This window comes from Vagococcus salmoninarum, from assembly GCF_003987495.1.
In the GTDB taxonomy this organism is placed as follows: domain Bacteria; phylum Bacillota; class Bacilli; order Lactobacillales; family Vagococcaceae; genus Vagococcus_D; species Vagococcus_D salmoninarum.
In genome coordinates this window covers 50,412-63,925 of record NZ_NGJU01000009.1, presented here as the reverse complement: position 1 = coordinate 63,925, position 13,514 = coordinate 50,412, and the positions used below count along the sequence as shown (strand labels likewise).

Below are 13,514 nucleotides of genomic sequence, written 5' to 3'. Positions count from 1 at the left end.
GTTATGTCAGGTCAAGAAGGGTTGCCAATTATTGATGTGGCAAATGTTAGCATGGTCTATGACAGTCATCAAGGGCCAGTGACGGCTTTAAAAGACGTCAGTTTAGAAATTAATGCGGGGGAGTTTATCTGTCTAGTAGGCCCTTCTGGCTGTGGTAAAAGTACGTTGTTAAAATTAATTGCCGGATACTTGCAACCAACTAGGGGGAACTGCCGAATGGCAGGGACAGTGATTAGTAAACCCGATTGGCAACGGGGAGTTGTTTTCCAAACTTCAATGTTGTATCCCTGGTTATCAGTCAGAGACAACATTGAATACGGGCCGAAAGTTCGTAAAAAGACGCCTGCTGAGTGCCGAGAGATTAGTGATTTTTATTTGGAACAAGTCGGCTTACGAGACTTTGGGGATAGTCATACTTTTGAATTATCTGGTGGAATGAAGCAAAGGGTTTCTTTAGCTAGAGCCTTAGCGAATCAACCTGAGATTATTTTAATGGATGAGCCTTTTAGTGCTTTAGATGCGATTACGAAAGTTAAAATGCAACGGTTTTTACGAAAGTTATGGCAAGAAAATCAGCAAACCTTGCTACTAATTACCCATGATATTGATGAAGCTTTGTCCTTAGGAACGAAAGTCGCAGTCATGTCAAAAGGCACAGGTGAGATTGAAGAAGTAATTACAGTTCCTTATTCCCAGAAAATTTTGACGACAAAAGACTATCAAGTTGAATTAGATCAAAATTATATTAAAGACAAACTTGCAATTTTAAAAATGATTAGTTAAACATCTTCCTGAGTGGGAGATGTTTTTTTAGTTAGAGAAAATGAGCAACCGCTAATACTTACCTATCTATAGTAAGAACCCGCCTCTTTCTGTCATAAAAAATAAGTTTTTACTAATAAAACGGATTCATTTTAATTTTTAGTTCAAGACTGTTGACATAGTTTGAAATTTGCCATATTATCGAGTAGTGCTAGTTACTAATACTATTAGCTATTAACAAAAGGTAACTATTTTGAAAGAAGGAGGAATTTCATGGGATTTGCAGAGGAAGCTGAACAAACACTGATTAATCTAATGGTTAAGAACCGTCATGGCGCCTTTAGTCGCTTAGAAAAAAGCAACCAAGGTGAAACTGTTGTGATTAAGTTTCTTTCTCGTTTAGGAGAACCAACTAGTCCGAAACATCTTGCAGAATCATTAAATTTATCAAGTGCGCGAATTGCGGTTATTTTAGGCAGTTTAGAAAAAAAGCAGATGATTGCTCGCAATATGGACCCTGATGATCGTCGACGAATCAGTGTCACTTTAACCGATTGTGGCAAAGAAGTTGCCAAATCAGAGAAAAAAGAGATGCATGACAAGATGATCAAAATTTTTAACTTAATGGGAGAAACAGATACGAAGAAGTTAGTTGAGCTAATTGCAACTTTCATAGATTACTCCCACAAAATTACTCCGAAAGAGGAAGGTGACCAACAGTGAAGATTTTTAAACATCTTGGCAAATACTGGTACGCCGTCATCGTCGTTCTTGGACTATTATTCGTACAAGCTCGTAGTGAGTTAAGCTTGCCAGGCTTAACTTCAGATATCGTTGACGTAGGTATTCAACAAGGAGGTCTGGAATATTCCACTCCGACTAAAATAAGACAAACAACCCTGCAAGGGATTGAGCTCTTCATGACTGAAGAGGAAAAAGCAACAATTGCTGAAAACTATCAATTGAAGACAATGACAATTGACGGTGAAAAAGTTGAGGTTTATCAATTGAAATTAAAAGATGGCATGACTGAAGCTAAGTTAGCCAAGATTTTTGATTTACCAATGATGATGTTAGCTTCATCACAATCTAAAGAGTCGGCTAATGGCAGTGAAGCGAAAGTCATCATGGATGAAGTTGCAAGTTTTAGCCAAGAGGGCGAAAAAGCCCAAGAGCTTGGTGCAAATGCGGCTAGCTTAGGCGAACAAGCCAAAGCTGCTAGTGCCGAAGCAATGGCTGCCACTGATCCAACGGAAGCCGCTGAAAAAGCCTCTGTGGCTCAAGCTTTAGCTAAAGAAGCCCAAGAAAAAGGGGCGGAAGCGCAAAAAATTGCTGCTGAACTTGATACTAAAATGGCAGCCTTACCTGCTAAAGTTAAAGCAGCCCGTGAAGCAACAATCGAGGGCTTAGGGGATTTAGGAACAGATTCAATGAAAACCGTGGGAATCCAATTAACTTTAGCTGAATACAAAGCTTTAGACATGGATATTCAAAAAATTCAAACAGATTACATGCTGAAAACCGGAAGTAAAATGTTAGGTTTAACTTTAGTCGCAGCCGTTACAGCGATTATCGTCGGCTTGATTGCATCATTAGTCGCAGCCGCTGTCGGTCGTAATTTACGGGTCGGTCAGTACGAAAAAACGTTACAATTCTCTAACACAGAGATGGATAAATTTTCACCAGCCTCATTAATTACCCGGAATACGAATGATATTCAACAAATGCAAATGGCAATCGTGATGATTATGCGAATTGTCTTGTATGCACCGATTTTAGGGATTGGTGGGATTTATGAAGTTTATAAAACAGGCACAGGCATGGGCTGGATTTTAGGAATCGCTGTTTCAGCAGTTATGCTGTTAGTCGGCACGCTTTTAATTTTCACAATGCCAAAATTTAAAGCATTACAAAATTTAGTTGATAGAGTCAACTTAGTCTCTCGGGAAATTATTACTGGTTTACCAGTTATTCGTGCTTTTTCTCGGGAAAAACATGAAGAAAAACGCTTTGATGGTGCCAATACTGATTTGATGAAGACTCAGTTATTTGTTAACCGAGCAATGTCGATTATGATGCCAATGATGATGTTAATGATGAACGGTATTTCCGTGCTAATCGTTTGGGTTGGTGGTCATAATATGGATATGGGGCAACTTCAAGTCGGTGACATGATGGCCTTCATTACTTATACCATGCAAATTGTAATGTCATTTATGATGTTATCAATGGTTTCAATCATCTTACCAAGAGCGAATGTGGCTGCTGGTCGGGTAGAAGAAGTTTTAGAAACAGAACCAACGATTACTGATCCAAGTAATCCACAAGATAAAGCTGACTTCCAAGGTGAAGTTAAGTTTTCTGGTGTTAATTTCCGTTATGGAGATGCCGACGAAAATGTCTTACATGATATTAACTTTGTAGCTAAACCAGGAGAAACGACAGCGATTATCGGTTCAACCGGTTCTGGTAAAACGACGATTGTTAATATGATTCCTCGTCTCTTCGATGTGACAGAAGGTCAAGTTACTATCGACGGCATCGATGTTAGACAATTAAAATTACATAAATTACATGAACTGATTGGTTTCGTGCCACAAAAAGGCGTGTTATTCTCAGGCGATATCGCTTCAAACATCACATTTGGTGATGCGGTAATTTCTGAAGAACAAATGAAACATGCGGCTAAAATAGCTCAAGCGGAAGAATTTATTAATTCTGATGAAAAAGGCTATGACCGGGAAATATCCCAAGGTGGAACGAACGTTTCAGGCGGTCAAAAGCAACGTTTATCAATTGCTCGCGCTTTAGCTAAAGATCCTAAAATCTTGATTTTTGATGACTCGTTTTCAGCCTTAGATAATAAGACGGATGTGGCTTTACGAAAAGCTTTATCAGAAACAGTCAATCACGCCACGCAAATTATTGTGGCCCAAAAGATTTCAACGATTTTACATGCAGACAATATTATCGTTTTAGATCAAGGTAAAATTGTCGCTCAAGGGAAACATGAAGAATTAATGGAAACATCGACAGTCTATCAAGAAATTGCCCAATCACAGTTAAGTAACGCTGAATTAGGCATTGAAGAAGCTGAGTAAGGAGGAGCGAATATAATGACAGAAAAAAATCAAAATCGCCCTCGTGGCGGCGGTGGACATGGACCGATGGCGAAAGTCGAAAAAGCCAAAGATTTCAAAGGAACAATTAAGAAACTAGCAGCCTATATTGGTAGCTACAAACTTCCAATGATCCTAGTAGTCATCTTTGCAATTGCATCGACGGTTTTTAATATCTGGGGACCGAAAATTTTATCATCAGCCATTACTGAATTATTTAATGGCTTAATTAAAAAATATCAAGGAACAGGCGGCATTGATTTCACGAAAATTGGTGGCATCTTGCTCTTCATGCTAGGCTTGTATGTTGTGGCAGCCCTCTTTGGAATTTTCCAAGGTTGGATCATGTCGACGATTTCTCAAAAAATCACTTACCGAATGCGGAAAGAAATCTCTGAGAAAATTAATCGGATGCCGATGAATTATTTTGAAAGTCGGACAACAGGTGAAGTCTTATCACGGATAACGAACGATGTGGATACACTTGGTCAATCCTTGAACCAATCAATTACCCAATTGATTACGTCAACTTTCACGATTATTGGTGTCATTATTATGATGTTATCAATCTCAGTTAAAATGACCGGGATTGCCGTCTTAATTGTGCCAATTTCATTAATTTTAATTATGATCGTCGTGAAAAACTCACAAAAATACTTTAAAACCCAACAAGAATATCTTGGGGTAATTAATGGGAAAGTTGAAGAAACAATCGGTGGTTATAACATCGTTCGTCTCTTTAACGAAGAAGAAAATGCTTTAAAAGAATTTAAAGAACAAAATGATATTTTATTTAAATCAGCTTGGAAATCACAATTTCTATCTGGTTTAATGCAACCAATCATGAACTTTGTCGGTAACTTAGGTTACGTGGCAGTCGCGATTTTCGGGGGAATGATGGCATACAGTGGCGCGATTACCGTCGGTGATATCCAAGCCTTTATTCAATACGTTAGAAACTTAACCCAACCGATTGCTCAATTAGCCCAAGTGTCTAACATGTTACAATCAATGGCAGCGGCAGCGGAACGAGTCTTTGAATTCTTAGGTGAAGAAGAAGAAGCTCAGTTTGCTGAAAATCCAGTCATATTGGATCACGTTGAAGGTATGGTTGATTTTGAACATGTTAACTTTGGTTATACGGCAGATCGTAACATTATTAATGACTTTAGCTCACACGTTGAGCCAGGTCAAATGGTGGCGATTGTGGGACCAACTGGCGCTGGTAAAACAACGATGGTTAAACTTTTAATGCGTTTCTACGATGTTAATAGTGGCGCTATCAAAATTGAAGGCCATAATATTAAAGACTTTAATCGCGGTGACTTACGGAAAAACATCGGGATGGTCTTACAAGATACTTGGTTATTCAAAGGAACGATCATGGAGAACTTACGTTATGGTCGTCTAGAAGCAACGGATGAAGAAGTTTACGAAGCTGCTAAAGCCGCTCACGTTCACCAATTTATCCAAACCTTACCTGGTGGCTATAATATGGAACTAAATGAGGAATCTTCGAATATTTCCCAAGGGCAAAAGCAATTGTTGACGATTGCCCGGGCAATCTTAGCTGAGAAACCAATTTTAATTCTTGATGAAGCAACTTCTTCTGTTGATACGCGGACAGAAGGCTTGATTCAAGAGGCCATGAATAACTTGATGTCAGGACGGACGTCATTTGTCATTGCTCACCGTCTATCAACAATTAAAGATGCTGATAAGATTCTTTATATGCAAGATGGGGACATTAAAGAGCAAGGAACCCATGATGAATTATTAGCGGCAGGTGGTTATTATGCCTCACTTTATAATTCACAATTTGAAGAAGTTGCTGAGTAAATCAGCAACAGTCTAAGATAATTAAAAGACTAACCTAGCAGTTTTAGCTGCTAGGTTAGTCTTTTTTTGGTGGATTTAAGAGATCAGGCTTAATCAGATCGTCAAGTCCTTGGCTGATTTCAGCAATTGAAACGGGAAAATCGTGACAGACCCACCATTGTATCGTGTTAGTTAAAGCGCCAGTCAGAAAAACAATTTGAAGTTGTGTTAATAAATTATCTTCTAAGTTATCTTTTGAATGTCTATCTTTAAAAAAACTAGTAATGTCTTCAGTTACTACATTTTCAAGTAACTTACTAAGTTCCGTGCCGTTTTCATATGAAAATAAGGATTTGAAAAAAAGGCCATGGTCTTGAATGTATAATAAAAAATCATCAAAGATTAGCCGATTATTATTAAAAGAAATTTTATTTTGTAAGTTATGATAAATTAAATTTAGATAAAAAAGTAGTAAATGATATTTATCGTCAAAATGATTATAAAAATTTGAACGGCTAACACTAGCTTCATCACAAATTTGTTTAACACTCAAGGTATCGAAGGGATATTTTTCAACTAAACGGTAAAGAGCATTGATTAAGTGTTTATGAGTATTATTAAGCTTCATGTCTAATTTATAAGGGAAGTTATTAGACAATTCCAAAGATGTGTCCAAAATAAAACACCTCCTCTTTTCTGTCTATTATACACAGGTTAAATAAGTTGTACTATATAAATGTAAAGAAAATTAAAACTTAGGAGTTGAGTTTGATGGATAAAGATAAAAAAATTAAAATCTTACAAGACGTTATCAAAATAGAATCAGTTAATGGTAAAGAAAAGCGGGTAGCTGAATACATTCAAAACTTATTAGCAGAATACGGGATAGACTCAAAATTAATTTCCTATGGTCCGGAACGGAGTAATTTAGTTGCTGAAATTAGCCATGGTGATGGACCAGTCTTAGGCTTGACTGGTCATATGGATGTGGTCGTGCCTGGGGATTTAAGTTTATGGAAATATCCCCCTTTCGCAGCTGAAATCGAAGGGGATCGTCTTTATGGCCGTGGAGCGACTGATATGAAAAGTGGTCTAATGGCAATGGTTATCGGGATGATTGAATTAAAAGAAAGTGGCTTACCTTTCAATGGCACGTTGCGCTTATTAGCAACAGTTGGTGAAGAAATCGGCGAGTTAGGTTCAGAACAATTAACAAAAGCAGGTTATATTGACGATTTGGCAGGCTTAATTGTCGGTGAACCGAGTAATTATAATTTAGTCTACACACATATGGGGTCAATTAATTACCGAGTAAGGTCGATTGGTAAAGAAGCCCACAGCTCAATGCCGGATTTAGGAATTAACGCGATCGATCACTTATTGCCATTTATGACGGAAATCAATCAGAAAATGGCTGAGATAAGTCAGTCATACAGTGATGAGGTCTTAGGTCAAACGATACACAATTTAACGGTAATTGAAGGTGGAAGCCAAGTTAATAGCATTCCGGGGGAAGCGACCGTTCAAGGCAACATTCGTTCGATTCCAGCTTATAGTAACGAAAAAATTATTAAAGATTTAACAGAACTAGTGAAGAGATTGAATCAACAATCAGAAACGACATTAGAATTAACGATTGATTATGACAAGTTACCAGTTAAATCAGCAGCAGATTCAAAATTAATTCAAGTGATTCAGTCAGTTGTCGAAAAACAACAGGGGCAAAAAATGCCTTTACTTGGTGTTGCTGGTACGACGGATGCAGCTGAGTTTATCAAAGGAAAACAAGCCTTTGACTTTGTTGTTTTTGGACCTGGGGAACCGACCTTGCCACATCAAATTAATGAATATGTTTTAATTAGTAATTATTTAGATATGAGTGAGACGTACCAAGAAATTGCTAAAAACTATTTAAAATAAAAAGAGAGAAGGTCTTAATCATGACTCACAGTAAAAGTAGTTTTAAATGGGGAAATTTAATTGTCGGCGTGTTGTTTATCTTAACTGCCCTCATTTCTTTTAGAAATCCCGTTGGCAATTTAGCGGGGATTACAGTATTCTTTGGGATGCTTGCGATTGTCAAAGGGGGATTTGATGTCTTTTTTAGAAATAAAGTAAAAAAAAAACCGGCATGCCAGGAACGAGTTTACTGATTATTGGGGTCTTTGATATTATCCTCGGATTCTTGTTACTATTTAATCTAACTACGAGTATTATGGCGCTGCCCTTTGTTTTTGCTACTTGGTTTTTAGTCGATTCAATTGGCGGTTTGTTCTCTTTAGAACAAGCGAAATCTCTAAGTACTGCCAATTATTGGTTACAGTTAATTTTAAGTATAGTAGGTATTTTGATTAGTATTTCCTTACTTTTTGATCCGATTACTTCAGCGCTAACTTTAAGCTTTTTAGTTGGATTTTACTTAATGTGGATTGGTATTTTTTATATCGTGGAAGCTTTCAGCTAGTCATAAGTGGTGACGCTGAATTAAAATAAGAAAGAAGGAATCAATCATGTCAGAATTAACGAATAAAGAAGTTAGACTATTAAACAAAATTAATAATGAGTTAGAAAGTTTAGCCGTCAATCTTGAAAAGATGACAGAAACCGATAGTAAAGTCAAAGAATTTTACGAGCAAGAGAAAGCCATTCACAATATTCATGTGATTGTTAGAAAGGCTAAAAAAGTTGAGAAATTAGAAGGAAAAGCGATTGATAAGGCGATTGACGATGTGATTTATGAAACAGAGTCAGAACTAGAGCTTGCTCAAAAAATTGATAACGACTTTGTTAAACTAGAAGAAACAGTCACTAAAATGGCTGAATCAACGAATAAAGTAGCCAGCTTCTTAGAGCAAAAGAAAGCCTTACATGAAGCTCGAAAAATATTAAAAGAGTCAGGCTTGTTAAGTTAAAGGGAAGCCAGCAAAAGAAATTTTAAAAACAGGCAGTGTCTGCCTGTTTTTTTATGTTCTATTAGTAAAGGTGAGAATAGTTTAATTATCGGATATTTAATAATAGTGAAATAAATAGTGTAATTATTAGTTAAATAAGTATTTATTTAATAATCAAAAGAAAAGGCTTGCATTTTGACAACTATCTAATTATAATGAGGGGGTATTAAGAAGTAGGTATCAAAATACAAAAAAATGTATATTGAGAAAGAGGAGGAATTTCAATGAAAAAAATCGTCATTGGAGGACAAATCGACAAACCAGAAGTTAAAGTTCTAGTCGAAAGTAGTACTCAAGGGAGTTTCGAAATTGATGTTAAGAGTGATTTAGATGCAGCGATGGCTGTTAAGGCTGGTCAAGCTGACTATTACTTAGGTGCTTGTAATACAGGTGGTGGCGGTGCTTTGGCAATGGCTCTAGCATTACTAGGTAGAGAAAATTGTGTAACCGTTTCAATGCCATCAAACATGATGACGGAAGAAGAAATCCGGGCTGAAGTCCAAAGTGGTAAAAAAGCTTTTGGTTTCACAGCTCAACATAAAGACATTGTTGTCCCAATCATTATTGATGAATTAAAAAAATTAAATTAAAAGAGTAAGGTGGAGAAATTATGGAGTCTTCGAAGATAATTGAATTAATTGCAATTGCATTATTAGGTGGCTTAAGTTCAATTTTAGCAAATAAAGGCATCGCCGTTTTTAATGATGGCTTACGACCGATTGTCCCAGAATTTTTAGAAGGAAAAATTGGTAAAAAAGAATTAGCAGCAACGAGTTTTGCTTTAAGTTTTGGATTAGTTATTGGTTTTGGGATCCCCGTTTCAATTGGGGCGTCGATTTTATTAGTTCATAGTATTTTATTAATGACTGATATTATTGGTTCATGGGCACCAGAAGGTAAAAAAGGCATGATCATTGCCGGAATCGTCGGCGCTCTTTACGGGATCGGTTTAGTTCTAGGTTTACAAGCCGTAGTTGATGGGTTTGCCATGATGCCAGTTAACTTTATTGATTCATTATCAAAAGTAGGAGCACCAGTTGTCGTTGCGTTTAGTATTTTCCCAGCAGTAGCAATTGCGAGTCAACATGGCGCTAAAAAAGGTTTTATTTCATTTTCTGCAACGTTATTGACATTATTCATTGTAAAACAATTTGGAACATTTAGTGTAGGAAATGGTGCCTCACTAACACTTAGTGCAGAAGGTATGTCTCTTTTAGTCGGCATGATTTTCATGATTTATTATGCAATCAAAGTTAAAAGCGATGGTAGTACCTCAAATGAAAGTCTTGTTAGTATTTTCTTAGAACGGGTTAACCGCATTAAGAAAAACTGGATGTGGTTATCAGTTATGGGCGGATTAGTCTCAGCTGCCACAAGTTTATTATTAATTGCTGGTGATCCAATTTCTTTAAATTTATTAGCTGAAGGAAAAATGAATGAAGCAGCTTTAGCAGCTCTTGCTAGAGGGATTGGCTTTATTCCCTTAGTCTTCTCAACAGCAATCGTCACAGGTGTTTATAGTCCTGCTGGCACAACGTTTGTCTTTGTAGTTGGTATCTTATTAAAAGGTAACCCAATCTTAGCCTTTGTCCTTGGTGCTTTAGTAATGGTCATTGAAGTCCAATTATTAACATTAATGGCTAAAGCTTTAGATAAGTTCCCTGGAATTAGAGAAATGGGTGACCACATTCGAACAGCTATGAACAAAGTCTTAGAAGTTGCCTTATTAATTGGTGGTGCGATGGCATCTGAAGCAATTGCTCCTGGCATTGGTTACTTCTGGGTAATTGGTTTGTTATTACTTAACCGTAAAGCGAAAAAACCAGTTGTTGACTTAGCTGTTGGGCCAATCGCAGCCATTAGTTTAGGTATTATTGTTAATATTCTATACTTACTAGGCTTGTTTACCCCAGTTATTGTTGGCTAGAGAGGATGGTTTAAATGGTTTTAAAACCGGGAATCACATACATGCACGAACACACAACCATCGATTTATCACGGTTGAAAAATATTGATGATACAAACTTAAACTGTTACGAAGAAACTGTCTTAGAATACAAAAAATTGTATACTAAAGGTGTTAGAAACATTGTTGATGTAACCAATATGGACATGCGCAGAAACCCTGCCTATGTCCAAAGGGTTGCTGAAGAAACTGGCATGAACATTGTTCAAGCCACAGGATTTTACCAAGACAAATTTTTACCAGCTTTTGTGGAGACATATTCAGTAGAGCAGCTTACGGCGTTCATGGTGAAAGAAATTCGTGAAGGCATTGCTGACACAACGATCAAGGCACAAATTATTGGTGAAATCGGGACAAGTAAAAACATGATGACGGAAAAAGAAGAAAAAGTTTTCTTAGCGTCAGTTATCGCCCAACAAGAGACTGGGGTGCCAATTACGACCCACACGACTTTAGGGACATACGGTCATGAACAAGTGGCTTTCTTCAAAAAGCACCAAGCTGATTTGAATAAAATCGTCATTGGTCATGTGGATTTAACTGGTGATATCAACTATGTTTTAGAAATATTGGATCAAGGGGTTTATGTTGAATTTGATACAATTGGTAAAGAAAACTATCAACCAGACCTTTTAAGAGTTGAGATGCTTAAAGAAATTGAGAAACGTGGCTACACTGACAAAGTCTTTTTATCAATGGACATTACTCGTAAGTCTAACTTAGAATACATGGGTGGCATGGGTTATTCTTATTTACTAGATACCTTCGTGCCAATGGCTTTAGAAAATGGTGTGTCTCAAAGTTTTATTACAAAAATGTTAGAACAAAACCCTCATGAATTTATGAATTGGAAGTGAAAACAATGAAAGTCTATCCTTTGAAAAGTTTAACGATAAGCGAAGCAACTGAGCTGCAATTTAAGCTGGTTGATTCAATTACTCGTCACTTTCCAGGCAATGAAATTTTAACCCGTGGCGATTTAGGCGTAGTTAAAGGGCTTAATCAACCGGTCACAACTAATAAAGTAGAAACGGCCTTAGCTGATTTCTTTGAAGCGGAAAGCGCTCTGCTCGTTCGTGGGGCAGGCACTAATGCCATTCGTTTAGCCTTACATGCTGCTGTTGGTTCAGGGGGGAAAGTCTTAGTCCATCAGGCACCGGTTTATCCGACAACCCAAGTCTCATTTGAGATGCTAGGCATTGAAACAGTTGCTGTTGATTTTAACCAATTGGCAGAGGTTCAAGCCATCTTAGCTAAGGAGCGATTTGACGGTATTTTAATTCAAGTCACTCGTCAAAAAATGGATGACTCTTATGATTTAGCGGAATTGATTGCCACTATCCGCAATCTTGATAAGACAATTCCGATTATTACTGATGACAACTATTCAGCGATGAAAACTGCAGGGATTGGTAGTCAATTTGGCGGAAGTTTGGCTTGCTTCTCAACCTTTAAACTATTAGGTCCAGAAGGCATTGGCTGTATTGTTGGTGACGAAAAATATTTAAAACAGTTAAAAACTGAAAATTACTCAGGTGGGGGTCAAGTTCAAGGTCATGAAGCCTTAGATGTTTTAAAAGGCTTGATCTATGCCCCAGTCTCTTTAGCAATTTCCGCTAAAGTAAGTGAGGAAATTTGTGATAGAATTAATCAAGGGGAAGTTCAAGGCTTAGCTGAGGCCTTTGTTGTGAATGCTCAATCAAAAGTTGTAGTCGTTAAATTACAGCAAGACAATGCCAAAGCAGTCATTGAAGCTGCTACTACCCTTGGTGCTTTACCTAATCCAGTCGGGGCGGAATCAAAGTATGAGTTTTCACCTCTAGTTTATCGGGTCTCTGGCACATTCCGAGCTGCCGATCCAACAGCTGAAGACACAATGATCAGAATTAATCCTAACCGTGCTGGAGCGGAAACGATTTTAACTATTTTAAAAGAAGCGATGAAACAAGTCAAGAAATGAGGAAATCAGAGTGAGTAATAAATTCTTAACTAAAAAAGGCGTCATTGTTAATTACTTAGCATCAGATTTATTGCAATTAAAGAAAGGCGATAAAATGCCGAGTATTTCTGAGTATCAATTAAAGTACGATGTTGCTAGAGGAACTGTCCAAAATGCCTTGAATTATTTGAAAACTGAAGAAGCTTTGAAAACAAAAAGCAGTGGGCACTTGGGCACTTTTATTGAAGAAATTAACTACGCCATTTTACAAGAATATGCTCTCTCTGAAGCCATTTTAGGAACGATGACCTTGCCTTATTCTAGATTATACGAAGGCATGGCAACAGGGATTTACGAGGAATTTAAAGACAATAATATTAAATTAAATTTAGCTTATATTCGAGGGTCAAAAGAGCGGGTTCGCTCAATAACCATGAAAACTTATCGTTTTGCAGTAGTGTCACGCTTTGCTGCTAAGCGAGCGATTGAGCAAGGGGAGCCAATCGAAGTTGCCGTGGACTTTGGCAACAACACTTATTTAAGTGGTCACGTCTTATTATTTGCCAATTTAGCCAATGACCAGATAAGGGATGGAATGAAAGTGGCAATTGATTATAGTTCTTTGGACCAACAAATGTTGACGAAAGATAATATTCAAGACAAAGAAGTCACCTTAGTTGAAATGCCAGGTCATCAAATTATTCACTCCTTAAAGAGTCAACAAATTGATGCTGGTATTTGGAACTTTGATGAAATTCGTGATAAAAACTATGAAGACTTAAATTATGTCAATTTAACTGAAAATAAATTAGCAACAGAGATGGGGGCTTCAGTCGTTATTTGTCATCAAGAAGATTCTTCGATGAAGGCCTTTTTTGCTAAAAGTTTTCAAAAAGAAAAAGTTATTACCATCCAAGAAGATGTGGTTAGAGGGACGACTATCCCAAGATACTAAAGGA

Annotated in this window: 12 protein-coding genes and 1 pseudogene; 12 read left to right on the top strand and 1 reads right to left on the bottom strand. The window is 37.2% G+C overall.

The features are described 5' to 3' along the window. The first annotated feature begins 3 nt into the window (after nucleotides 1–3). The 4 genes from CBF35_RS07180 (at nucleotide 4) to CBF35_RS07165 (ending at nucleotide 5,720) form a co-directional block, all read left to right on the top strand. Nucleotides 4–783, top strand: coding sequence for an ABC transporter ATP-binding protein (locus tag CBF35_RS07180; protein ID WP_126779575.1), 780 nt, complete (start codon nucleotides 4–6; stop codon nucleotides 781–783). Between the two features lie 252 nt (nucleotides 784–1,035). After that, nucleotides 1,036–1,485 (top strand): MarR family winged helix-turn-helix transcriptional regulator, encoded by a 450-nt coding sequence (locus tag CBF35_RS07175; RefSeq protein ID WP_126779573.1) that lies wholly within the window; start codon nucleotides 1,036–1,038, stop codon nucleotides 1,483–1,485. Further along, a complete protein-coding gene (locus CBF35_RS07170; protein ID WP_126779571.1) occupies nucleotides 1,482–3,863 on the top strand; it encodes an ABC transporter ATP-binding protein in 2,382 nt (793 codons plus the stop codon). The genes CBF35_RS07175 and CBF35_RS07170 overlap by 4 nt, the downstream gene beginning before the upstream one ends. Before the next feature lie 15 nt (nucleotides 3,864–3,878). After that, on the top strand, nucleotides 3,879–5,720 hold the full coding sequence (locus CBF35_RS07165; protein ID WP_126779569.1) for an ABC transporter ATP-binding protein: 1,842 nt from the start codon (nucleotides 3,879–3,881) through the stop codon (nucleotides 5,718–5,720). Nucleotides 5,721–5,775: 55 nt separating this feature from the next. On the opposite strand, the gene CBF35_RS07160 is transcribed toward CBF35_RS07165, so the two are convergent. Further along, nucleotides 5,776–6,375, bottom strand: coding sequence for a TetR/AcrR family transcriptional regulator (locus tag CBF35_RS07160; protein WP_126779567.1), 600 nt, complete (start codon nucleotides 6,373–6,375; stop codon nucleotides 5,776–5,778). Nucleotides 6,376–6,470: 95 nt separating this feature from the next. Here CBF35_RS07160 and CBF35_RS07155 point away from each other — a divergent pair, with 95 nt between their 5' ends. From CBF35_RS07155 to yhfZ, 8 genes and pseudogenes are all read left to right on the top strand, one after another. Then, complete coding sequence (locus CBF35_RS07155; protein WP_126779565.1) at nucleotides 6,471–7,619, top strand: ArgE/DapE family deacylase; 1,149 nt, start codon at nucleotides 6,471–6,473, stop codon at nucleotides 7,617–7,619. Nucleotides 7,620–7,639: 20 nt separating this feature from the next. Further along, nucleotides 7,640–8,163 (top strand): annotated as a pseudogene (locus CBF35_RS07150) (HdeD family acid-resistance protein). A gap of 46 nt (nucleotides 8,164–8,209) precedes the next feature. Then, a complete protein-coding gene (locus tag CBF35_RS07145; RefSeq protein WP_126779563.1) occupies nucleotides 8,210–8,611 on the top strand; it encodes a hypothetical protein in 402 nt (133 codons plus the stop codon). A gap of 263 nt (nucleotides 8,612–8,874) precedes the next feature. Further along, a complete protein-coding gene (locus CBF35_RS07140) occupies nucleotides 8,875–9,240 on the top strand; it encodes a DUF2620 domain-containing protein (RefSeq protein ID WP_126779561.1) in 366 nt (121 codons plus the stop codon). A 20-nt stretch (nucleotides 9,241–9,260) separates the two neighbouring features. Continuing rightward, on the top strand, nucleotides 9,261–10,577 hold the full coding sequence (locus CBF35_RS07135; RefSeq protein WP_126779559.1) for a YhfT family protein: 1,317 nt from the start codon (nucleotides 9,261–9,263) through the stop codon (nucleotides 10,575–10,577). Between the two features lie 14 nt (nucleotides 10,578–10,591). Then, the gene (locus tag CBF35_RS07130) at nucleotides 10,592–11,473 is read left to right on the top strand and encodes a phosphotriesterase family protein (RefSeq protein WP_126779557.1); all 882 of its coding nucleotides are present in this window, start codon (nucleotides 10,592–10,594) and stop codon (nucleotides 11,471–11,473) included. A gap of 5 nt (nucleotides 11,474–11,478) precedes the next feature. Continuing rightward, nucleotides 11,479–12,576 carry an aminotransferase class V-fold PLP-dependent enzyme gene (locus CBF35_RS07125; RefSeq protein ID WP_126779554.1) on the top strand — a complete coding sequence of 366 codons (1,098 nt, stop codon included), beginning with the start codon at nucleotides 11,479–11,481 and terminating at the stop codon, nucleotides 12,574–12,576. Between the two features lie 10 nt (nucleotides 12,577–12,586). Beyond that, nucleotides 12,587–13,510: a GntR family transcriptional regulator YhfZ gene (gene yhfZ, locus CBF35_RS07120; protein ID WP_126779552.1), complete on the top strand. Its 924-nt coding sequence runs from the start codon at nucleotides 12,587–12,589 to the stop codon at nucleotides 13,508–13,510. Nucleotides 13,511–13,514: the final 4 nt, after the last annotated feature.

What these genes read in the sequence shown, in the direction of transcription:
- CBF35_RS07125 (WP_126779554.1), top strand. Translation starts at nt 11,479, where the DNA reads ATGAAAGTCTATCCTTTGAAAAGTTTAACGATAAGCGAAGCAACTGAG.
- CBF35_RS07175 (WP_126779573.1), top strand. Translation starts at nt 1,036, where the DNA reads ATGGGATTTGCAGAGGAAGCTGAACAAACACTGATTAATCTAATGGTT.
- CBF35_RS07130 (WP_126779557.1), top strand. Translation starts at nt 10,592, where the DNA reads ATGGTTTTAAAACCGGGAATCACATACATGCACGAACACACAACCATC.
- CBF35_RS07180 (WP_126779575.1), top strand. Translation starts at nt 4, where the DNA reads ATGTCAGGTCAAGAAGGGTTGCCAATTATTGATGTGGCAAATGTTAGC.
- CBF35_RS07145 (WP_126779563.1), top strand. Translation starts at nt 8,210, where the DNA reads ATGTCAGAATTAACGAATAAAGAAGTTAGACTATTAAACAAAATTAAT.
- CBF35_RS07135 (WP_126779559.1), top strand. Translation starts at nt 9,261, where the DNA reads ATGGAGTCTTCGAAGATAATTGAATTAATTGCAATTGCATTATTAGGT.
- CBF35_RS07155 (WP_126779565.1), top strand. Translation starts at nt 6,471, where the DNA reads ATGGATAAAGATAAAAAAATTAAAATCTTACAAGACGTTATCAAAATA.
- CBF35_RS07165 (WP_126779569.1), top strand. Translation starts at nt 3,879, where the DNA reads ATGACAGAAAAAAATCAAAATCGCCCTCGTGGCGGCGGTGGACATGGA.
- CBF35_RS07140 (WP_126779561.1), top strand. Translation starts at nt 8,875, where the DNA reads ATGAAAAAAATCGTCATTGGAGGACAAATCGACAAACCAGAAGTTAAA.